This window comes from Microvirga sp. M2 (genome assembly GCF_047497095.1).
Classification (GTDB): Bacteria; Pseudomonadota; Alphaproteobacteria; order Rhizobiales; family Beijerinckiaceae; genus Microvirga.
Map to the genome: position 1 here is coordinate 1,404,381 of NZ_CP134063.1, position 22,706 is coordinate 1,427,086.

General features: G+C 60.1%; 15 protein-coding genes, 1 tRNA gene and 1 pseudogene. 12 read left to right on the forward strand and 5 right to left on the reverse strand.

The window, feature by feature from the left end:
* Positions 1 to 83: 83 nt before the first annotated feature.
* Both RE429_RS06745 and RE429_RS06750 read left to right on the forward strand, forming a co-directional pair.
* Complete coding sequence (locus RE429_RS06745; RefSeq protein ID WP_414473556.1) at positions 84 to 1,049, forward strand: cation diffusion facilitator family transporter; 966 nt, start codon at positions 84 to 86, stop codon at positions 1,047 to 1,049.
* A gap of 384 nt (positions 1,050 to 1,433) precedes the next feature.
* A complete protein-coding gene (locus tag RE429_RS06750) occupies positions 1,434 to 2,654 on the forward strand; it encodes an MFS transporter (protein WP_414473557.1) in 1,221 nt (406 codons plus the stop codon).
* Between the two features lie 186 nt (positions 2,655 to 2,840).
* Here the strand turns inward: RE429_RS06750 and RE429_RS06755 are convergent, their stop codons facing one another.
* On the reverse strand, positions 2,841 to 3,926 hold the full coding sequence (locus RE429_RS06755; protein ID WP_414473558.1) for a bifunctional transcriptional activator/DNA repair enzyme AdaA: 1,086 nt from the start codon (positions 3,924 to 3,926) through the stop codon (positions 2,841 to 2,843).
* 252 nt (positions 3,927 to 4,178) lie between these two features.
* Between RE429_RS06755 and RE429_RS06760 the strand changes: the two are divergent.
* Positions 4,179 to 4,936: pseudogene (locus RE429_RS06760) on the forward strand (IS5 family transposase).
* A gap of 13 nt (positions 4,937 to 4,949) precedes the next feature.
* Here the strand turns inward: RE429_RS06760 and RE429_RS06765 are convergent.
* Positions 4,950 to 6,281, reverse strand: coding sequence for a cytochrome c peroxidase (locus tag RE429_RS06765; protein WP_414473559.1), 1,332 nt, complete (start codon positions 6,279 to 6,281; stop codon positions 4,950 to 4,952).
* A 9-nt stretch (positions 6,282 to 6,290) separates the two neighbouring features.
* The gene (locus RE429_RS06770) at positions 6,291 to 7,148 is read right to left on the reverse strand and encodes a hypothetical protein (protein WP_414473560.1); all 858 of its coding nucleotides are present in this window, start codon (positions 7,146 to 7,148) and stop codon (positions 6,291 to 6,293) included.
* A 128-nt stretch (positions 7,149 to 7,276) separates the two neighbouring features.
* Between RE429_RS06770 and RE429_RS06775 the strand changes: the two genes are divergently transcribed.
* Positions 7,277 to 7,936, forward strand: coding sequence for a Fe2+-dependent dioxygenase (locus tag RE429_RS06775; RefSeq protein WP_414473561.1), 660 nt, complete (start codon positions 7,277 to 7,279; stop codon positions 7,934 to 7,936).
* 188 nt (positions 7,937 to 8,124) lie between these two features.
* On the opposite strand, the gene RE429_RS06780 is transcribed toward RE429_RS06775, so the two are convergent.
* Positions 8,125 to 8,745, reverse strand: coding sequence for a TIGR02466 family protein (locus tag RE429_RS06780; RefSeq protein ID WP_414473562.1), 621 nt, complete (start codon positions 8,743 to 8,745; stop codon positions 8,125 to 8,127).
* A gap of 128 nt (positions 8,746 to 8,873) precedes the next feature.
* On the opposite strand from RE429_RS06780, the gene RE429_RS06785 reads away from it, so the two are divergent.
* Complete coding sequence (locus RE429_RS06785; RefSeq protein WP_414473563.1) at positions 8,874 to 10,097, forward strand: adenylate/guanylate cyclase domain-containing protein; 1,224 nt, start codon at positions 8,874 to 8,876, stop codon at positions 10,095 to 10,097.
* A gap of 42 nt (positions 10,098 to 10,139) precedes the next feature.
* Here RE429_RS06785 and RE429_RS06790 read toward each other — a convergent pair whose 3' ends face one another.
* Complete coding sequence (locus RE429_RS06790) at positions 10,140 to 11,117, reverse strand: glutathione S-transferase family protein (protein WP_414473564.1); 978 nt, start codon at positions 11,115 to 11,117, stop codon at positions 10,140 to 10,142.
* A gap of 183 nt (positions 11,118 to 11,300) precedes the next feature.
* Between RE429_RS06790 and RE429_RS06795 the strand changes: the two genes are divergently transcribed.
* From RE429_RS06795 to RE429_RS06825, 7 genes are all read left to right on the forward strand, one after another.
* Positions 11,301 to 11,376, forward strand: a tRNA-Ile gene (locus RE429_RS06795).
* A gap of 254 nt (positions 11,377 to 11,630) precedes the next feature.
* The gene (locus RE429_RS06800; RefSeq protein ID WP_414473565.1) at positions 11,631 to 13,106 is read left to right on the forward strand and encodes a hypothetical protein; all 1,476 of its coding nucleotides are present in this window, start codon (positions 11,631 to 11,633) and stop codon (positions 13,104 to 13,106) included.
* Positions 13,107 to 13,153: 47 nt separating this feature from the next.
* A complete protein-coding gene (locus RE429_RS06805; RefSeq protein ID WP_414473566.1) occupies positions 13,154 to 14,572 on the forward strand; it encodes a hypothetical protein in 1,419 nt (472 codons plus the stop codon).
* Positions 14,573 to 14,851: 279 nt separating this feature from the next.
* On the forward strand, positions 14,852 to 15,139 hold the full coding sequence (locus tag RE429_RS06810) for a helix-turn-helix domain-containing protein (RefSeq protein WP_414473567.1): 288 nt from the start codon (positions 14,852 to 14,854) through the stop codon (positions 15,137 to 15,139).
* A gap of 108 nt (positions 15,140 to 15,247) precedes the next feature.
* The gene (locus RE429_RS06815; protein WP_414473568.1) at positions 15,248 to 18,130 is read left to right on the forward strand and encodes an SNF2-related protein; all 2,883 of its coding nucleotides are present in this window, start codon (positions 15,248 to 15,250) and stop codon (positions 18,128 to 18,130) included.
* Positions 18,127 to 19,809, forward strand: coding sequence for a site-specific DNA-methyltransferase (locus RE429_RS06820; protein WP_414473569.1), 1,683 nt, complete (start codon positions 18,127 to 18,129; stop codon positions 19,807 to 19,809). The genes RE429_RS06815 and RE429_RS06820 overlap by 4 nt, the downstream gene beginning before the upstream one ends.
* Before the next feature lie 3 nt (positions 19,810 to 19,812).
* Positions 19,813 to 22,506 (forward strand): DEAD/DEAH box helicase, encoded by a 2,694-nt coding sequence (locus RE429_RS06825; protein WP_414473570.1) that lies wholly within the window; start codon positions 19,813 to 19,815, stop codon positions 22,504 to 22,506.
* The last annotated feature ends 200 nt before the right edge of the window (positions 22,507 to 22,706 follow it).

Consider the following 22,706-nt stretch of genomic DNA (forward strand, 5'->3'; position numbering starts at 1 on the left):
GCCGGTCCCGTCCGTACCGGGCAGGCCGCCGGGAAACAGATTCCGAGTTCCGCCCGTTGGGCTTGTCGAGGAGCACGCGGTCAATGGCTTCACAGAACTCATCCAAAAAGGTCATCTATGCGGCGCTCCTGGGCAACCTGCTGATTGCGATCACCAAGTTCGTCGCAGCCGCCTGGACGGGAAGCTCGGCCATGCTGAGCGAGGGCGTGCATTCCCTCGTCGACACGGGCAACGAGCTGCTGCTGCTCTACGGGATGCGCCAGGCGGCGCGACCCGCCGATCTCCATCACCCGCTCGGTTATGGGCGCGAACTCTATTTCTGGACCTTCATCGTCGCGATCATGATCTTCGCCCTCGGCGCCGGCGTCTCTCTCTACGAAGGCATCAGCCACATTCGCCGTCCGGTCCATGTGGAGGATCCGACCGTCAACTACGTGGTCCTGGGGCTTTCACTGCTCTTCGAGGGCGGGTCATGGTGGGTGGCGCTCAAGGAATTCCGGCGTGCGAAGGGAAGCCTGGGCTATTTCCGGGCCGTGCGTGAAAGCAAGGACCCGACGACCTTCACGGTTCTGTTCGAGGACAGCGCGGCTCTCGTCGGCCTGACCATCGCGCTCATCGGCATATCGGCAGCCCACGTCTTCGAGATGCCCGAACTCGATGGCGTCGCCTCTGTCGGGATCGGTCTCGTGCTGGCGTTCACGGCCCTTGCGCTTGCGCGGGAAACGAAGGGCCTCCTGATCGGCGAGTCGGCGCGCGCCGGCCTGCAGGATTCGATCCTTCGCATCGCCCAGGCCGATCCCGCCATTGAGCGCGCCAACGGAATCCTCACCGTTCATCTCGCGCCGCGGCAGGTGGTCGCCGCCCTGAGCATCGACTTCCTGGACGATCTAACGACGGCCGATATCGAGGATTGCGTCACACGGATCGAAGCGCAGGTCAGGGAACAGTATCCCGAAATCCGCATGCTTCTCGTGAAGCCGCAAAGCGCAGGGACCTACCGCAAGCGGCACGGGACGGCAGTGACCTTCGCGCAGAAGCAGAATCAATGAGGCAGGGACACTCCCACCACGCTGTCCCGTCGGGCTCACAGGTCGGACCAGGACATCGGCGGCGCCGATCATGGCTTTCTGCATATCCGGCAGCGTGATCGACTGTCCACGGCCTTCCAGGGGCCGGAGAAACGCTCCTTGTCGCCTCATCGTTTTCGGGGCCGGTTCATCCACCTCTCTTCGTCCGGATCCGGCAGGCACCGGATTAGAAGAAGCTTGGGACGGCAAGGGGCAATCTTGTAACTTGGGAACATTATCGATTGCCGATGTAACAACCCTGCCTTGCACGATCCTATGGGGTCATGGGGCGACAATCTGGTATATAGCCGGTTCGGAAACGCCTTCCCGGGCCGGGCGTCGCTTGGCCTAACCTCAAGAACGCCAATGGACACCAAGTCGCCTGCCTTTGCCGCCGCGCCGGTTCGGACCTCCATCGAGCGGGTGACCGTCCCGATCCTGGCGGCGATCAGCGTCTCCCATCTCCTCAACGATCTGATCCAGTCCCTGCTGCCGGCGATCTATCCGATCCTGAAGGCGAACTTCCATCTCGATTTCGGCCAGATCGGCCTGCTCACCCTCACGTTCCAGCTGACCGCCTCTCTGCTGCAGCCTCTGGTGGGCTCCTATACCGACAAGAAGCCGCTGCCCTTCTCCCTGGTGGTCGGCATGGGCTTCACGCTCATCGGCCTGCTGACCCTGTCCCGCGCGAGTTCCTATCCGCTGCTGCTCATGGGAGCGGCCCTGGTGGGCATGGGCTCCTCCGTGTTCCACCCGGAATCCTCCCGCGTGGCCCGCATGGCGTCCGGCGGGCGGCATGGGCTCGCTCAATCGGTGTTCCAGGTCGGCGGTAACCTGGGCTCGTCGCTCGGCCCGCTTCTCGCGGCCTTCATCGTCGTGCCGTTCGGTCAGGCGAGCATCGCCTGGTTCTCGGGCGTCGCGCTGCTCGCCATGATCATCCTGTTCAATGTGGGGCGGTGGTATCGGGCGAGGGTCGTGGATCTGAAGGCCAAGCCGAAAGCCGCAGCGGCGACGTCGCCCCTGTCACGCAGGCGCATCGCCGTGTCGATCACGATCCTGATGCTGCTCGTCTTCTCCAAGAACTTCTATACCGCCAGCATCTCCAGCTACTTCACCTTCTACCTGATCTCCAAGTTCCAGGTGACGGTGCAGGAAGCCCAGATCTACCTCTTCGTCTTCCTCGGCTCGGTGGCGGCCGGCACGGTGATCGGCGGTCCCATCGGCGACAGGATCGGGCGGCGCTACGTGATCTGGATTTCGATCCTCGGCGTGCTGCCGTTCACGCTGATGCTGCCCTACGCCAACCTGTTCTGGACGACGATCCTCAGCGTGATCATCGGCCTTGTGCTGGCATCCGCATTTTCCGCCATCCTGGTCTATGCGACGGAACTGGTTCCGGGCCGGGTCGGTACGATCGCCGGGCTGTTCTTCGGGCTGTCGTTCGGCATGGGCGGTCTGGGCGCTGCGGTGCTCGGGGAACTGGCCGACCTGACCAGCATCGAGACGGTCTACAAGGTCGTGTCGTTCCTGCCGGCGATCGGGCTTCTCACCTATTTCCTGCCGAAGATCGAGAGGAGCCGCGCCTGAGGCGCGGCCGCTTCGTCACGGCTCTTCCGTGCTGGCTCTCCCGTCATGGTTCTCCCATCATGGCGGCACCCGGTTTACGGCCATCCACGTCTTCGGAGCGGATGAGCCGTCAAGACGTGGATGCTCGCATCATGGACGAGCGCATCGTTCTTGCGAAAAACCGGGTCCCCTTTTTCTCACGATGCTCTAACGCGCAGGCTCCGGTTGCTCGGATCGCCGTGAAGCCGGCATCGGACCGGCGGCCATGCGCCGCTCGTGCTCGAGCAGCCATTTCTTGCGCCAGAGCTTGCCGCCGTATCCGGTCAGAGACCCGTCGGCTCCGATCACCCGGTGGCAGGGAACGATGATGGCCACCTGATTGGCTCCATTGGCCCGGGCCACGGCGCGCGGCGCGTCGGGGCGCCCCATGATGCGGGCGATCTCGCCATAACTGCGTGTGATGCCTGTCGGAATCTCGCGCAGAGCCTGCCAGACGCTCTCCTCGAAGGCGCTTCCGCGCTGCACGACGGGGATGTCGAACGATGGGGACCGGCCGGAGAAATAGTGCTCGATCTGGCGGGTCAGCTCGTCGAGAACCGGGCCGTTGCCGAAACGGATCGGTCCGACGCGGGACTTCAGCCTTGCGATTTCCGTGGGAAGCGCCGCGCGCTCGGCGAACTCGAGGAGGTGCACGCCCCGGTCGTCCGTGATGGCGAGCATGGCCCCGATGGGGGTGTCCAGCCATCGCGCCGTCAGGATGGTTCGCCCCGTCGCCCGCTGGGGCGCATCCCCGACGAGCTTCGTGATCGCCTCCCGAAATCCGCTCCCGGATTCATATCCGGCATCCAGTTGGGCATCCATCACGGAGCCTCCTCGTTGCAGGCGCTCGACCGCGTTCCCCAGACGTTGCGCTCGCGCATATTGGGCGAAGGTGACGCCGTATTCGCGTTGAAAGGCACGGCGGACCGTCGATGGATCATAGCCGAGGGCCCGCAGGTCTTCGGCGTTCCATCGTCGCTCCGGCTCGGCTGTGATTTTCCCGCGTAAGGTGTCGAGAGCGCCGCTCGCCGGCCGCTGACGCTCCAACGGCCTGCAGCGCAGGCAGGCGCGGAAGCCCGCATTCTGCGCCTCCTCGCAGCTTCCGAAGAAAGCCACGTTGTCGCGCTTCGGCTTGCGGGCCGGGCAGGTGAGGCGGCAAAAGATGCCGGTGGTCTTCACGCCGACATAGGCGAAGCCCTCGTAGGAGGGATCGCGGGCGATCAGGGCGGCAAAGAGTGTGTCGTCGCTATGCATGCCCCTCTTATAGCGCAGCCCGCAAGGCCCTGCCGCCGGAAACGAGGCGTTGATTTTGTAAGGCTACAGCATCGGACGCGGCATCGGGCCCACATCCGATGCTGTCAGTCGATGGTTTTCTGAGCATCTTTCCACGCAAAACCGGTTCCCACTTTTGCGTCCGATGCTCTAGGGCCAATCCACATTCAGGATTCACACGAGCGAAGAAAGCTGACTCACTGGGTTGCAGGTGGTTTGATTCGGAGCCGGACGATGGGTGTGAAGCGATACGAACTGAGCGAAGCCCAGTGGCGGCGCATCGCCCCCCTGCTGCCGGGCAAGGTGGGCGACCCCGGCCGCAGCGGGGCGGATAACCGCCTGTTCGTCAACGGCGTCTTGTGGGTGCTGCGCTCTGGAGCATTCTGGCAGCATCTGCCCGAGCGCTACGGCAAATGGAAGAGCGTCCACGCCCGCTTTACCCGCTGGACCAAGGCCGGGGTCTGGGAGCAGGTGTTTGCCGAGCTGATCAAGGATCGCGACAATCACTATCTCATGCTCGACACCACCCTGGTGCGCGTCCATCAGCAGGCCGCCGCCGGAAAAGGGGGGCCGCCACTCAGGCGCTGGGGCGTTCCCGCGGGGGTCTGACCACCAAGATCCACATGATCTGTGACGGCCTCGGCCGACCGCTGCGCTTCCTGCTGAGCGCCGGCCAGCGCCACGACTGCCTCGGCGCCAAGGCGCTGCTCGACGGCTTCCAGGCCCGGTCCGTCCTGGCCGATCGGGCCTATGACACCAACGAGCTGCGCCAGACCATCGCGGCGATGGGCGCCGAGGCGGTCATTCCCTCAAGCCGATCGCGCAAGCAGCCGATTGCCCATGACGCCACCGCCTACAAACTGCGCAATCGGATCGAACGCTGCTTCAACAAGCTCAAGCACTGCCGACGCTTTGCAACCCGGTACGACCGGCGCGCCTGCCACTTCCTCGCCTTCATCCACCTCGCCGCCATCATGCTCTGGCTGTGCTGAATGTGGATTCGTCCTAGTGCACGGCGACGGAGGCCACATCGACGCTCAGGCGCATCTCAGGGTGGATGCCGCAGATGATGTCGTAGTGGCCGGGCTGGTCGAAGCCGAGGGTCACCGTGTCGCCGGGGTTCTGCCCGTCGGAGTTGAAGTGCATGTTTCCGCCGTCGACGCGCACATTGTGGGTGCGGGTGTCGTCGTTGACGATGCGCAGGGCTTCGCCCAGCTTCAGCAGAATGGCGCCGGGCGCGAAACGCTTGTCCTTCTGGCTCACCGTCGTGGTGGAGACCGCCTCGGCCGTTGCGCCCCAGGTCATGGTCTTCGACGGCAGGCTTGCGGGGCGCGGCGGATTATCGCTCGAAACCGTGTTGAGGAATGCCACCAGCTGGGCGCGCTCGCCCTCGGTGAGGTCGATGGATCGCGGAAGGTCGGCCGAGAGGGTGGGGCGCTTCACGATACCCCTGGCGTAGTGGTCCACCACATCCTCGAAGGTGGGAAGCGAACCGTCATGCATGTAGGGCGCGCTCCACACGCGCTCCCGCAGGCTCGGCGTCTTGAACGCATGGTCGGCCGCCGCAACGCCGAGGATCGGGCCGCGCCCCTTGTCAGCGCCGGCAAGCCCGATGTCGTGGAAGGCTTCGTCAGTGAAGCGCCAGCCCCGATGGCAGGCGATGCAGCCGGCCTTTCCGACGAACAGCGAGAGACCCGCAAGCTCGTCCTTGTCGAGGGCCTCGTCGTCGCCCTCGACCCATCGATCGAAGCGCGTTTCCGGCGAGACCAACGTGCGTTCGAAAGCGGCGAGCGCCTTTGCGAGGTTCTCCCGTGTGACGGCGGGATCTTCCGGAAAGGCGGCCTGAAAGGATCTTTGCATCTGCGGATCGGCGGCAAGCGTCCTGATGGCGCTTTGCAGATCTCCCGCCATCTCACGCTTGTTCTCGATCGGGATCGCGGCCTGGGCCTCCAGGCTCGCGGCGCGCCCGTCCCAGAACCAGGAGAGGCCCCAGGCCATGTTCCAGAGCGGCGGCGTGCGCCGGTCGAGGGGACGTCCGTCGAGACCGGGATGACGGTCGACACCATCGGAGAACGACAGCTCCCCCTGATGGCAGGTCGAGCACGAGACGTCGCCGGACCCCGAAAGCCGCGTGTCCTCGAAAAGGGCGGCGCCGAGCTTCACCTTCTCGGGTGTCGTGGGGTTGTCCGCGGGCGCGGGGGCATGATCGGGGCGCGCGAAGGCCTGCCGCCAGTGCTCGGCGTCAAGGGCGGCGGGAGAGCTCGCCGCACCGCCGACCAGCGTGGCGACGACCAGGGCGGACCCGATCCGCCGCAGAATGTGCAGGCCTTTGCGCATCGTTGCGAGTTACTGGAAGTTCCCGAGCTGAAGTTCGAAATTGGCGATGGCGCTCAGGAAGTCGCTGGCACTCTTGACCGGCTGCTTGGGAGGCGTCACGGCAGGGAACACGGCCTTCAGCTCGTCGAGGCTCGCCTTGAGGGCTTTCGCCGCCTCGGCATCCTTGGCGCTGGCGTCCTGCATCACGGTGCCCACGAGCCGGTCGGCCTCGAACACGAAGCCGCGCGCGTCCTGGTATTCGACCACGTTCGCGATGCGGTTTTTCTCGATCGCCTCTTCGTATTCGTCGGCGGCCTGCTGCAGGACCTCCAGGGCCGTTTCGAGCGTGAAGGAGAGCCCCTTCTCCTCCTTCGCGCGAACGGCCGTCTCCGCGGCGGCAAGGCGCTCGCCGAGGGTGGCGCGGGCGCGGGCATAGGCGTCCTTGTTCTTCGCCTTCACGGTCTGCGACAGCGACTTCAGGGCCGCCTGGAACGGCGCGATGTTGAAGGCCTTCAGATCGTCGCGCAGGCTGGCGTAGATCTCCTCTTCCGGGTGCAGGAAGTGGGGCAGGGCGTCGGCCCAGCGGCCGGCCTCGACCAGCTCGTTGCCGACGATCAGATGGCCGCGGATCATTTCGATCCCGCGGTAAAGATGAAGAGGGGGAGCGAGCTTTGCAGCGCCTTCACCTTCGCTACCCTCGCCCTCGCCGCCGGCCGTCGCCGGCGCCGCGTGGCCCTGGTGAGCCTGGGCGAGCTGCAGCAGGTGCTGATTCGCCTTTGCCTCGACCGCGGCATGAGAATGCAGCGGCATGCCCGCAGCCTGCGAGGCGACCGGAGCCGCAACGAGAACGGCGGTGCTCAAGCCCGCCCAAATCTTACGCTTTTTCATCCTTGTCCCCCTTCCAGCAGGTCAAGGCCGCTGGCGGCTAGTTTAGAAGACTTAAAAACTGCTATGCTTTACAAGCACTTAGCTACATCCTATGAGGTCCGAAGGCAAGTCTGAAGGTTGGGCGCACGATGCTGATCACCATTGCGGATATTCTGTCACCCGGTGAGATCGAGGAGGTCCGCGCCACGCTCGGCTCCATGCGGTTCGAGGATGGACGGTCCACGGCGGGGTGGAGTGCGAAGCTCGTGAAGGACAACGAGCAGGCGCGGGAAGGCGCCGCTCTCACGCTCCTGCGCGAGCGGGTCACGAAGGCCATTCAGTCGAACGAGGTCTTTCAGCTCGCCGCCCGGCCCAAGGCCCTGACGCCGCTTCTCTTCGGCCGCTACGGCCGGGGCAGGCAATACGGGTCCCATGTGGACAATCCGCTGATGGACGGGGTGCGCACGGATGTGTCGTTCACCCTCTTTCTGGCCGATCCCGAAGCGTATGAGGGGGGCGAGCTCGTCATCGAATCCGTCTCGGGCGAGGAGGAGATCAAGCTGCCTGCGGGCCATCTGGTGGCCTACGATTCCACGAGCCTTCATCGCGTCGCTCCGGTGACCCATGGAGAGCGCCTCGTGGCGGTGGGCTGGGCGCAGAGCTATATCCGCGACAGCGCCAAGCGCGAGCTTCTGTTCGATCTCGAAACCGCGCGCCGCAACCTGTTCGCTCAGGCGGGCAAGACTCCGGAATTCGACCTCATCGCGAAGAGCAGCGCCAACCTGTTCAGGATGTGGGCCGAGGTGTGAGGGGACCTTCCGCTCTCATCGCAATCCTGGGCGTCCGAGTCCCTGACCCGGCGCGTTCCTCAAGGCGTGGATGGCCGGATTCGATCCGGCCATGACGCGCCAGGTGACGAGAGGAGAGGTGGAGAGGTGAGGTGAGGAGAGCAGAGGGCGAGCGCCGGAAGCGTGCCTTTGTCCGGCCTCGCGCGAGGCTACTGCCAGGAATAGTTGAAGCTGATGCTGATGCGCTCGCTGTCCGCCTCGTTCAGGGGCACCTCGTGGCGGAGCCAGCTCTCCCAAAGCAACACCGTGCCGGGCGCGGGCTTCATATAGGCGAATTGCCGGTTTTCGGGCTTGGCCTTCGCCTTGCGGGGAGGGGCCGCCATCATGAAGCCGAGGCGTGGGTCCTCGAGCTTGAGCGCGCTCGCGCCTTCCGGAATCGTCACGTAATAGGTGCCGCTGATCACGGAATGCGGGTGGATATGGGAAGTATGGATCCCGCCGGGCGGCAGGATGTTGATCCACAGGCTGTCCATGACGAGCTTGCGCCCCTGGAGATCGTATTCGAGCTCCTTGGCGAAGGAGGCCACGTGCTTGTCGATCTCTTTCAGCAGGTCCCCGAACACCGGCACTCGCCAGGGCAGGTCGTTGAGCGACGCGTAGGAGGTGTAGCCCGGATAACCGTTCTTGGCGCACCAGCGCTGGCCGGCCTCGTCGTCCTCGGCGATGGACAGGCAGGCTCCTTCGAGTTCCGCGTTGCGGCGCTCGGCTTTCGCGCCCGTCAGTTCGGCGCGGTAGATCTTGGTGACGAAAAGCGTCTCGATGGTTGGCATGGTCCGGCTCTATGACGATGAGGGCGACCTGTCAAAATGATGGCCCCTTTTGGAGCGCATAGCATCTTTTCTCAAGTCATGCCTCCCCGCGTCTTGAAGGATCCGCGGGAACAACACACCTTGGCTCTATGATGTCGCTCTCCCCCCTGGCAGCCCTCCCGGACGACCTTCTGTCCCTGGCCCGCAGTCTCGACGCGGAGACCCTCCCGCGGGTTATCGCCTTGCGGGATTGGCTCGTGACCGCGGCGTCCCGGATGGAGGATTCGAACGAGGTTCTGAACGGGTTCCTCCATCGGCTGATCGATCTGGGCCTGCCGATCGACCGGGCCGTGTCGGCCATCGAGGCGCTTCATTCCGAATATGCCGGGATCGGGCGCTTCTGGACGCGGGAGGAGGGAACCATCGTCCGCTATCTCCCGCACGGCGACCGGCGCGAGGCGATCTACCAGACAAGCCCCTTCGCCTATGTGAACCGCACCGGCGAGTGGCTCATCCTCGATCTCGCCGATACGCCCGACGATCTGTTCCCGATCGTCCCGGAATTGAAGCAGGCGGGATATCGTCATTATCTGACGATCCCGATAAGCTTCACCAATGGGGCGGAGAATGCCATCTCGTTCGCCACGCGGGCGCCCGAGGGCTTCGGACGGCAAGGGTTGACGATTCTTCGCCTCGTGATGCCGTCCTTCGCGCTCGTCACGGAACTGCGCGCCACCAACAATCGGCTGGACGAGGTTCTGCGGATCTATGTCGGAGACGAACCCCACAGGGCCATTCTCTCGGGCGCCATTCAGCGCGGGCAGGTGACGCGCATCCGCTCCGCGATCCTCTTCGCGGACATGCGCGAATACACGCGCATATCCTCCTCCTTGAGCCCCGAAAGCGCGGTGGACCTGCTGAACAACTACTTCGATTGCCTCGTGCCGCCCATCGAGGATGAGGGAGGGGAGGTGCTGAAGTATCTGGGCGACGGTCTTCTCGCCATCGTGCGCGATCGCGGCGACGACACGGGCGGCGCGGCGCAATCGGCCCTGACCGCGGCAACCAAGGCCTTGCGGCGCATCGAAGCGGCGAACAACGAGGGCCGCTTTCCCGTGCAGATCAATGTCGGCCTGGCCCTGCACCATGGTGACGCGGCCTACGGCAATGTGGGCTCGGGCCAGCGCCTCGATTTCACGGTGATCGGACGGGACGTGAACCTTGCAAGCCGGATCGCCGATCTCAACAAGCGCCTCGGCGAACCGCTGCTCATGTCGAAGCCCTTCGTGGAGCATCTATGGGGCAATCCTCATCCGCTCGGAGCCCATGCGGTCGAGGGCTTCGAGGAAGAGGTCGAAGTCTACAAGCCTTGACGTTCCGTGTAAGAAAACGGATCCACTTTCTCGCACGATGCGCTAGAGCCGCTCGCGCCCGTGCGGCGCGTCGAGATCCATGAGGGGGCCGAGCGGAACGATGCCGGTTGGATTGATGGTCTTGTGGCTCTCGTAGTAATGCGCCTTGATGTGCTGCATGTTCACCGTCTCGGCGATGCCGCCCGTCTGGTAGAGATCGCGCAGGTAGCCCGAGAGGTTCGGATAATCCGCAATCCGCCGCAGGTTGCACTTGAAGTGCCCCACATAGACCGGGTCGAACCGCACGAGCGACGTGAACAGCCTGATATCCGCCTCGGTGAGAACGCCGCCGCAGAGATAGCGCTGCGAGGCGAGGCGCGCCTCGAGCCAATCCAGCGTTTCGAAGAGGGGGCGGACGGCTTCTTCATAGGCCTGCTGGATGGTGGCGAAGCCCGCCTTGTAGACGCCGTTGTTGACGGTGTCGTAGATGCGCGCGTTCAGCCCGTCGATCTCGGCCCGCAGGTGTTCCGGGTAGTAGTCGCCGGGTGTTGCGCCGATGCGATCGAAGGCCGCGTTGAACATGCGGATGATCTCGGCGGATTCGTTGCTGACGATGACGGCCTTCTCCTTGTCCCAGAGCACGGGCACCGTCACACGGCCCGTATAGGAGGGCTCCGCCGCCGTATAGATCTGGTGGAGATAGTGCGCGCCGTGGATCGGGTCCGGGATCGTGCCGGGACCTTCCTCGAAGGTCCAGCCATTCTCCAGCATGCGCCAATGCACCACCGAAAGGCCGATCATCGCCTCCAGGCCCTTGAGCTTTCGCATGATCAGGGTGCGATGCGCCCAGGGGCACGCCAGCGAGACGTAAAGATGGTATCGCCCCGCCTCCGCCGGAAAGCCGCCTGTTCCCGTAGGGCCCGGCGCGCCGTCCGGCGTGATCCAGTTGCGAAAAGCCGTGCTGTTCCGGACGAAGCGCCCGCCGGTGCTCTTCGTGTCGTACCACCGGTCCTGCCAGACCCCATTGACGAGTAACCCCACCCGATCTCTCCTCCAATGCCGCCCGAGCCGACCCCGACAGGGCTCTTCCAAGCACTCATCCGGGAATATAGGATGCCCCGGGCGGTGCTGCACCTATCGCCCGATCCGAGGACCGGGTACCCGCCAATCAGGGGGTGACGAACGGCTCTCCCTCGATTAGATGGTATCAGACCTTCCTTGGAAGGGCCTGTAGCTCAATGGTTAGAGCCGGCCGCTCATAACGGTCTGGTTGCAGGTTCGAGTCCTGCCGGGCCCACCACAACCTAAGTCTTTGATCTACCAATAGAATGTCCGGAAATCGGCTCGGAGCGTACACCATTCCGTACACAGCGAGCCTATCCAATGCATCTATGGCGCAGACGATCCGGTTGGACATTCCAGCTCCGAATCCCTTCACTTTTTATCCACTGTCACGGTGCTACGCCCCTCCGCGTTAGACTGGGGCCAATCAGTGCGGCCGAGGCGCGCCAGCGTGCTCGCATCCTGGCTGGCCAAGCGACGATCTTGATGGGAATGATGACCAAGCGTGAGACACTGACCAAGAGCCTTGCTGCACTCGCAGCCGAGCTGGAGACCCTGCGTCGCGAGGAATGGAGTGCTGGCCTTGCGGGATTGCAGGCCCAAACCCAGTGGCGGGAGGAGGCGGAATTCGGTCAATCGGCCGACCCAGAGATAGTGGAAATGTTTCGCGCGAACGCGGCGAAGCACATGGCACGGCGTGACGTCATCCGCTCTATCCGAGCAAGGCTTGGTTCTATCCGTGTTGCTCTTGATCAGGACTCCGCAGTCTGGGAAGGAGAACGTGCAACGTATGATCATATCGTCTCAACGCTAGCATCAATTGAGCGCTCCACGATGCCTGCAAGCTCCCCTGGACCAGCACCCGCATCGGTGCCCGAGCCGGAGCCGGAGCCAAGCGCGACCACGAAAGAGACGTTGTTAAGTGTAGCGGCTACCCTGGTCCTGGACGGGCGTCGATCCGCCTTGCAAGGAGATGGCGAGCGGAGTCGCTATGCTGATCGGCTGGATGCATCGCTCCGCGCTTTCATCGACATCGTCGGAGACAAGCCTCTCCGACAGTACCTACCTTCTGATCTCCAGACCTTTGCAACGATTTTGGGCCGTGTTCCAGCCAATCGAACGAAAATCCGGACTTTTGCGGGAATGTCTCTGCGGGAGATGGCGGATGCAAACGATCGGCTTAAGGAGCCCCGATCCAGGTTGGCCGTATCGGCCGTCGAGGGATATGTGGCCGAGGTCCGGTCAATATGGCGCTCCGCAACCGCGAGCGTTGCAGACGTACGGGATTTGGGAGCGGCGCACGTCACTATGCCGCGATCTGCTGCGCCATCAGTTGATCGTCAGGGACTGCGTCCGGACAGACTGAACCCATGGCTGGTCGCTGCCGCTAGCCGCCCGCTGTCGGAACCACACTTTCATTGGCTTCCGCTCATCGGTCTTATGACGGGAATGCGCCTTGGTGAACTTGTTTTCCTGCAAGGCTCTGATTTCGTTGAGAGAGATGGAAACTTGGTTGTTGACCTCCAAAGACCAATCGTCATCGGCGGCCGTGAGCATCAGAGGCCACTGAAAACAAAAACATCAAAGCGAGTTGTGGCACTGCATCAGCTTCTTCATGACGTAGGTTTCGTCGAGTGGGCGAGACAGCGAAAAGGGTGGCTATTCGAGGAATTTCATACTGCCAAAGACCCTGCGGATGCTGCGCAGAAGCGCATGGCCTACTGGATGAAGGACCTCGGGATCCACTCGCGGCAAAGCGGCGTCTTTCATTCTCTCCGACACAACACCAAGGCATGGCTGCGCATTCACGTAGGTGACCGGAACGCTGATTTGCAATGCGGCCATGCTCCCTCCGGCGTAGGGGCTAAGTATGGCTTTCGCCTCCTAGAGCCTGAAGAGGTGCAGCAGATCATGTCTGCACCACTCCCGCGCGGAGTCGATTTCTCCCCGTTTACGTCAAAGACGTAGCTCACTGGGAAAGGGATAACCTGTGAGGCGCGTGATCAAATCTGTTCATGAGGGTAATCAAATTGAGCGTCAACCCTAGCGCGTTCAATTGGCTTCGGCGTCAGGCCTACGCATACGCTAATGAGCATGGGTCTGACCGTGAGGCATTGCAGGCATATTGCTCTGAAAAGATCTCCCAATGGAGGCAGAACGACCCAGAAGGCAAAGATCTTGATGAGAAGGCGGCGAGGGAGCTGGCGCTCGATGTCGCCAACTGGGTGGCTGCGAAGTACAACCCAAAAAGGCGGTCCGTCGCACGGAAAACCCGGGAGATGCGCGCCCTTGAAGAGGTGGTGATCACCTACTTCACTGAGGAATTAGAGGAGCAAGGACGCAAGCCAACCGTCCGGGCCGTTGCTGACCTAGCGGAACACTCAAAGACAAAGGCCGGAAGGCTGCTCAACCTCCAGGGAGTCGCGCCACGGCGGACCGCAAAAGTAGTGAAGTTGTCGCGAAATGCGCAGCGCCTTTACGCAATTTTCGACCAGACTATGCCTCGCGACGGGAGCATGGCTCTCTCGCATCGAGGGCTTATGGATCTGATGTGGCCAAAGAAGGCACCAGCGATCGAACCAAAGAAGTCGACACGATCGATGCAAAAGACGCGCCTCTCAGATCTCATGAACGAGCTCCAGCAAGCGCGACTTGGCTTTCATGCTCTTGTAGTGGGGGACATTATCGCGCTCCGCCGAGGCAGGCGTTGGAAGTCCCTCAAGGATGCCGAAATCTGGGTCAATGAGGAACGCGAGAGACAGCAGGTTATTCTCCCTGCCTCTCCGCAGGAGAAGGTCTCCCAAAACTCCTTCTGGAGACAACCCGAAATTCAAACCTGTATCGGGCTCATGGAGCTTGCCGCATGGGGCGATATTCGTGCGGCGGACCAGGCAATGCCAGTTATCACCGCAACTAGGGCTCTAATCGATTACCGCCCGCTGCTGAGCAATATCCATCGTGCTCTCAATACGTACAATTGGCCCGACGTCGTCGAGAACCTATTCCGCCAGTCAGGTCGCATCGAGAATCCTGATGTCGCAAGAGCTGTCCGGAAGATTGCCAACGTGTTTCAGGTGCTTTTCCACGGCGGCAGATACGGGTGGCCTGCCCACGACGTTCTCGCAGATGCTTTCCGAACGACTGGGTTCCTTGACCGTGTCGAGAGCTCAGATCCTAGGGCGGGCCAACGCATACGCTATCTCTGGAAGACAGTCATCCAAGGCAGTGACGATTGCCCGACCACAATCGCGCTTTGCCGGACGTTGGAGAACGAAGAGCGGCAAGGACGATGGACGCCCGAGGTGGCAAGTGACGGCGGCGGTATTGGCCAGGTTGCTCCATTGAACAGAGATCTCATCTCGGAGATTACTGGATCTGCGCCGACGAGTGCTCCGCAGGAGGAGGCTGACCCGACAGGCGACGTGCCCTTCTGAGGTAGGCGCCTCTTTCTGAGACATGCTCCCGTGTTCGCGAGAATTCACATTCGAATCTGCCGAACAGAACGGTAGCGATTTTGTTCGGGAGATCCGAATAGAATCGAGATATGGGGCAGTCGGATCGCGAGCTGTTCACAGAAAAAATTCTACCCTTAACGCAAAAAGGGCTTATCGTTCAAAGGGATACCATGTGCGCAAGCCGGGCGTGTCCCGTTTCTCCCTATTATAGTGGTAGTAAGAACTCTCTTATAGAGGTAGCTCCGGCTGGAGGAGTAAATGTCGGTGGCGTTGAGACTGGTTGACTTGCGGACGACCGTAGAGGTTTTGACAGAGGCAGCGAGTCGGGAGGTAGGAGCGCGGCGGCGTGTTGCCGAGCGGCTCGGCATTGAGCCATCTGTAGTTACCGACCGGGTGAAACGGGTCGAGAAGAGCTTGGAGATCGAGCTGTTCGAAGGCAAAGGGCGAAGCAAGCCATCGCAGCTCGGGCGGCGAATGATGAAATACGGCCCGAAATTCATCAACGAGTATGAGGACTTCATCGAGCTGATCCAGCGAACAGAGTGACGAGCAACCATGTCATACTCCACTCTCTTGGTAATCTCGTTCTACCGTCCTTGCCATTGTTCGCAACGAACTAGACTCTGCGGATCGATTCGGGGCTGATGAGTTAGAATGGCGCAATATACGCATTTCCATAGTAAATACTTGGCACATCGGTTGACCCTCGAGGGGCAGACGGACGAGGGGTTCGCGAAATCGCTGTCGACGGCTCGTGTCGACATGAAGCCCCATCAGGTCGAAGCAGCCCGCTTTGCCCTCCATTCTCCGGTATCAAAGGGCGTGATCCTGGCCGACGAAGTCGGATTGGGAAAGACCATCGAAGCAAGCCTCGTTATTGCCCAGAAATGGGCTGAACGGCGGCGGCACATCCTCCTTGTCGTACCAGCTTCTCTCCGGACGCAGTGGCAGCAGGAGCTTCAGGAGAAGTTCTCTCTACCTAGCATCATCCTTGATGCGAAAACCTACAGTGAGGCGTTGAAGGCAGGGGCAAGGCGCCCCTTTGATACGACCGATGCTGTCGTGATCACCAGTTACCAGTTTGCCGCTCGGCGTGCAGCCGATGTCCGCCTCGTGTCTTGGGATTTGGTTGTGATCGACGAGGCACATCGACTCCGGAATGTCTACAAAAAGGGGCAGTCAGCCCAGGCGAAGGAACTCAAGCAGGCTCTTGCCGCGTCGTTCAAGGTGTTACTCACGGCAACGCCCCTCCAAAACTCGCTGATGGAGTTATTCGGCTTGGTATCCATCATCGACGACCAATTCTTCGGTGACGAGGCGAGCTTCCGGACAATGTATGGCGGCCGGGTTGATCCTGCATCTCTGCTCAAGCTTCGAGCCCGGATGGCGCCCCTTTACAAGCGCCACCTGCGACGCGATGTGCAGCAAGCCGGACACGTTAACTACACGAGGCGCATCGCTACGACGTTTGACTTTGAGCCACACGACCGGGAAGCGGACCTCTATGAGAAGATGTCGGCCTACCTGCAACGGAAGGATTCGGTTGCTTTCGGTGAGAAGCCGAACCAGCTCGTGCTGATCGGCGCGCGGAAAACACTTGGATCCTCCGTCGCCGCTATCGTTCAGTTCCTGGAGAATGTCATTGCACGGCTGCGGGAGAAGCAGCCGATTGACGAGACTGTTGTCGGGGACATCGACGATACGACCGAGGTCAGGGAAGAGCTAGCTGACGACGCCGTCCTCCTCGAGGGTGGCTCCATGTCACAAGACAATAGTGAAGGATCACCCGCGGTCGATCCAAGGAGATTGGCTGCCGAGATCGCCGAGCTTAAAGGCTATTTGGATCTCGCTCGCTCGATTGGGCCAAACGCCAAAGGCGAGAAATTGATCGCTCGACTTCCCGAGGTCCTCGACGCTGTCAGGGATCGTGGCGGCAAGCGCAAGGCAGTGATCTTTACCGAATCGGTCCGTACACAGCGCTATCTGTTCGAACTTCTCGAACAGAATGGCTATTCAGGCCAGATCGTTCTCCTGAACGGCTCCAACTCAGACCCCGCCAGCCAAAAGGTCTATGCAAATTGGCTCAAGGAGCGACGGGGTACGGACGCTGTCTCCGGCTCCAAATCCGCGGATATGAAGTCGGCGATCGTCCACGCCTTCAAGTCTGACGACAAGGCTATCATGATCGCGACAGAAAGCGGTGCCGAAGGAATTAACCTTCAATTCTGCTCTGTCCTGATCAATTTTGATCTTCCTTGGAATCCGCAGCGAGTCGAACAGCGGATTGGGCGCTGCCACCGTTACGGACAGAAGATCGACGTCACCGTCGTCAATATGCTCAACCGCAAGAACAAGGCGGAGGAGCGTATTTACGAGCTGCTGTCGTCGAAGTTTCGGCTATTCGATGGGCTATTTGGAGCCAGCGACCAAGTTCTAGGGACAATCGAGAGTGGCCTCGACTTCGAAAAGAAAGTCCTAGACGTCGTCCAGTCCTGCCGTTCGGATCGGGAGGTTGAGGCGGCCTTTCAGGCACTTGAGGCTGAACTCGAGGACAACATCAAAGCCGATATGCAGGAGACGCGGCAGGCACTCTTCGATGTATTTGACGCGAAAATCGTCGACATGCTGCGCCAGCGAGGCGACGAGATCGCCCGAACCATGACAGAGTTCGACCGTCGACTGATCCTCCTCGCCAAGGCAGAGCTCCCGGGGGCAAAATTCCACACGAATGATGGGCCTCGATTCGACTTCGAAGGAATGACTTGGACAACCGAGTGGCCGCTTGCCGACGAGAATAGCTGGCAGTTCTTCCGATTGGGCGACGGAACGATGGCGGAAAAGCTCGTCCGCGATGCCATTGGCCGGAACCTGCCGCTAGCAGTGCTTCGATTCGACTATTCCGCGTACCGTGACGGGGGAAGCGCCCGTCTCTCCGACGTCGAGGAGTTCATCGCTACGAGCGGATGGCTCAAGATTTCCCTGCTGAGAGCGGAAACTGCGGCCGGAGCACGCGAATCCCTGGTCGTGGCGGCTATGACCGATGATGGCGCCTGCCTTGCCCCAGAGACAGTTGATCGACTGTTCATGGTTCCCGGGGATGTTGTTGCGCTTGATAATGTCATCTATCCAGCAGAGAGAATGGAAGCTCTCGAAAGTGCTACTCGCAAGACCGCGTTGGCGGCTGCTGAGGACGAGAACCGCCGCTGGATTGATGAAGAGACAACCAAGCTCGACGCATATGCGGAGGATCTTGATGTTGCAAGCGAGTTGCGCGTCAAGGAGCTGAAGGCTGAGATAGAGGCGGCAAAGCGCACCTTACGGGCAAATACGGGTATCGCGCTTGCCGATAAAATCAACGAGCAGAAGCGCATCAAAAAATTAGAGGAAGAGCGCGACGAGCTGAAGTTCTCGACGTTTGCACGCCTAAAAGAAATTCGCAAAGAAGTAGATGAGAAGTTGGACGAGGTGGCAGCAAAGCTGGCAATTACACCTAAGGTGTCACCGCTTCTGACAGTTCGGTGGGAGTTGATTGGATGAGTCGGAAGCAGCGCTTGGAGCTGACCTGGATTGGCAAGGAGGAAAGACCGAAGCTGGAACCTCGCATTCTTTTAGAGGAGCCCAGCCGCTCTCATGTGGGGATGAATAGCAAGGAGGGAGATCTCTTCGACAACTCGATCATCTTCGGCGATAATCTACTTGCCCTCAAAGCTATCGAGCGCAACTACTCTAGTCGCATTCGTTGCGTCTATATTGATCCTCCATACAACACCGGATCGGCGATTGAAGAATACAACGATGGCCTAGAACACTCACTGTGGCTCTCCCTCATGCGGGACAGACTACATCTCCTTCGTGAGTTGTTGACCGATGACGGCTCAATCTGGATCAATTTGGACGATAACGAAGCGCACTACGCCAGAGTTCTCTGCGATGAGATCTTTGGCAGGAGGAACTTCGTCTCGACAGTTGTCTGGCAGAAAAAGTATGCTCCCAAGGCTGATACGAAATTCATTTCATCGTCTCACGACTTTATTCTCGTCTACGCTAAAGACATCGACCGCCTGCGCTTGAACCGGATTCCTAAAGACGAAAAACAGGTCAGCCGATATACAAATCGAGATAACGATCCGCGAGGACCCTGGAAGGCTGGGGACGTACTGCGGAATGAGGCTCGCGATTACGCAATATTTCCTGTCACACTCCCTTCCGGTCGGCAGGTGATGCCGCCATCAGGTACAAGCTGGCGGTACACCAAGGACAAGTTCGCGGATCTTGTTGCAGACAACCGTATTTGGTTCGGAGTGGATGGTGACGCACGTCCGGCCTTGAAGCGGTTTCTGTCAGAAGTCACAGATACGATTCCCGCACAATCCATTTGGACATTCCAAGAGGTTGGGCACAACGACGAGGCTAAGAAGGAGAGCCGGGCTCTATTCGGCGATGCACTCTTTTCAACGCCAAAGCCTGAGCGTTTGATCCAGCGGGTGCTCACCCTCAGTACTGACCCGGGCGACGTTGTCCTCGACTCCTTTGCGGGATCGGGTACGACCGGAGCCGTCGCCCACAAGATGGGCCGTCGGTGGATCATGGTAGAGCTAAGAGACCAGGCATTCACACATATTGCCCCCCGAATGAAGAAGGTCGTTGATGGCGTTGACATGGGTGGAATTACCGAAGCAGTTGAATGGAAAGGTGGTGGGGGATTCCGATTCTATCGGCTTGCTCCCTCGCTGCTTGAGAAGGATCGTTTCGGCAACTGGGTTATCTCGAAGGAGTACAACCCTTCGATGCTGGCTGAAGCGATGTGCAAGCATCTAGGCTTTACCTTTGCGCCTAGCCAAGAGCCTGGAGAGTACTGGCGACATGGGCATTCGACCGAAGCCGATTTTATCTACGTTACTACCCAGTCCCTAACTTACGACGCCTTGAAGAAGTTGTCCGAGGAGGTCGGCCCCAAGCGGACACTCCTCGTGTGTTGCAAGGCTTTCAATGCGAAGGAGGATACCTTCCCAAACTTGACGGTGAAGAAAATCCCGCATGCAATCCTAGCAAGATGCGAGTGGGGCCGCGACGACTACAGCCTCCGGGTAGCCAGTCTACCATCCGCAGAAGAGTTAGACGTCGTGGCTAGCGACAAGTTGCCAGCGACGCAAGGCAGGGACGGGAAGACGCGGGCGACTGCGTCCTTGCCGCTGTTTGCAGACGAGGAGGAATGATGGATGTCTGACACACGCTTCCTCCAGCAGATAAAGGCGCGCTTGTCGCTTCGCAGGCCACAAGCTGACGCCCTCGACATCCTTGCTAGTGTCCTTGATCAGGTCGAAATTACAAATGATCTCGATCCTGCTGGAGCGCTGGCCGCTATTTCTGCCGCGTACCCATCGGTCAAGGATTTCGAACGCGAGTTTCCATCACTTTGCTTCGCATTGGCAACAGGCGTGGGTAAGACGCGCCTCATGGGCGCCTTCATTGCGTACCTGTACCTTACCGGCAGATCGAAGCACTTTTTCATCCTTGCACCCAACACAACGATCTACGAAAAATTAGTGGCTGACTTCAGCCAGCAGAACTCGCCTAAATACGTTTTTCGTGGCATCGCTGAGTTCGCGCAGCTTCCACCGATTGTTGAGACAGGTGACAACTGGGAGCGAGGGTACGCAGTCCGCGGGGATCTCCTCGGTCAGACCGCGATCGTCTTCGTGTTCAACATCGACAAAATCAACAAGGAGCAAGGCCGCATTCGGCAGCTCCATGAGTACATTGGCGAGAGCTACTTCGACTACCTTTCCAGTCTACCCGACCTTGTTCTGCTTATGGACGAGGCGCATCGCTATCGCGCGAAGGCAGGAATGAAAGCAATCGCGGAGCTGAAACCCAAGATAGGCCTCGAACTCACGGCGACACCGCGGTCGATTGGCACTAAATCTGCGGCCTTCAAAAATGTGGTCTTCGATTATCCGCTTGGGCAAGCGATGGTCGATGGCTTCGTCAAAGATCCCGCCGTCGCCACTCGAGAGGGCTTTCGGGCGGAAACGATCACAGCCGAGGATTTGGAGCGGATCAAGCTCGAAGATGGCATCCATTGTCACGAGCACACCAAAGCGGAGCTCGCCATCTACTCACAGCAGACAGGGCGACCGCTCGTACATCCTTTTATGCTAGTAGTCGCACAGGATACGGAGCATGCCAAGTCAGTCAGAACGCGTCTCGAAGGCAGCGACTTCTTCGGTGGACGTTATAGGGGCCGGGTGATCGAGATCCACTCCGGAACGAAAGGCGAGGAGACAGAGGAGGCCACTGCGAAGCTGGTAGCGCTGGAGAGGGACTCGTCGACCGACATCGTCATCCACGTCAACAAGCTCAAAGAGGGATGGGATGTCACGAACCTTTACACAATCGTTCCATTGCGGGCTTCGGCGTCCGACATCCTAACTGAGCAGACGTTGGGTCGCGGGCTGCGCCTACCCTACGGCGCCAGGACAGGTGTCGAGGCTGTTGATCGTCTCACAATTATTGCCCATGATCGGTTCGACGAGGTTATCCGGTCCGCCCGCAATCCGGATTCCCTCATCGCGATCAGGAAGTCCATTGTCGTCGGAGCACACGGCGATGTCTCCGATGAGGGCGCCCATGTGGTTAATGCGCCTTCTCTTGTCGAGACACTTCTCACGGGAAGCAACGGGACATTCGACGGAATCGAACAATCAGCCTACACGTTCGCTACAATCCAAGAACGTGAGATCGCGCGGGTGGCGCTCGACGTGATCGGAGCGCAGTTCGAGCGCAGGATCAAGACAGGTGTGGAGAAGCTCACGGACCCTCAAGTCCAGGCCGAAATCACTGAAATGGTGAAGGCTGCAATGATCCCGGCGCAGGGAATACTCGAGACTTTCGAACAAAAGCCGGATATCGCGAGCACGGTGGAAAAAGTCACTGAGAAGCTGGTTGCATTGACTATTTCGATTCCCGAAATTGTTGTGTTGCCGACGCGCGAAGTGACTTTCGGGTTCTCCGAATTTGATCTTCAGAGTCTCGATACGATTGCCAAGCAGCCGATCTCGGATCAGATCATGGTCCAAAGGCTCCGCGATGAGAGCCGTGCATTCCTTGCGCGCTCTGTTGAGGGTGTCCGCGAGGAGCGCCTGGAGAACTATCTGGTCCGCCATTTGATGGACCTGCCTCAGGTCGATTACGAGAGCCAGAGTGAGCTGTTATTTAAGCTTTCCACTCAGATGGTTGATCGGCTTCAGTCCTATCTTGCAACCCGTGAGGATGTCGAGAACGTCCTTCTGGTTCACGGCCGTGATCTTGCTCGCTTCATATTCGAGCAAATGAAGGCTCACTACTGGGAAACACCCACTGATTATCGAGCTAGTGTGTCCCGAGGATTCGTCATGCTGAGACCGCAGGCCTACAACGTCCCGAGCGAGAAATTCGTTCGAGAATTTCGAACGCCCGTTGTACCTGCTGGTGATACACGCAAACAAGTCTTCGGCGGATTTTCGAAGTGCTGCTATCCGTACCAGAAATTCCATTCAAACGAGGAGCGGGAATTCGCGGTCCTTCTTGAGGGGAAGAGCGAGCTGTCCGTGCTGCGCTGGATGAAGCCTGGTCCGGGACAGTTCCGCATTGAGTATGCAGCCGGGCAGGACTATGAACCGGACTTTGTGGTCGAGACTGATCGAGAGAAGCTGATCGTTGAGATTAAGCGGAAAGATGAAATGGACGATCCTGTAGTTCTCTCTAAAGCGAAGGCCGCAAGGAAGTGGGTGCATCATGCTAATGAGCACGCCCGAGAGAATGATGCAAAGCCTTGGACCTATGTGCTTGTTCCCCATGACGCAGTTGTACCCAGCGCGACTCTTTCCGGACTTGTTGCCCGGTATGCTCAAACGGCAATACTGGTGGACTGAAGCAGCCTGGTTATCACCAGTGCCTCGTACCCTTGACCTGAGAATTAGGAGCGGCCCCCGATGGGGCCGCTCTTTTTGCGAAAGGTCGTGAGCACTGGCGATACCAACATGGGTTGCGTAACTTCCGCCGCCGATCTCATCCTAGTTAGCCAGCCATAGTGATACCCGCTCCGCAGATCCCCAAGCTGGCAAGGGAGGCG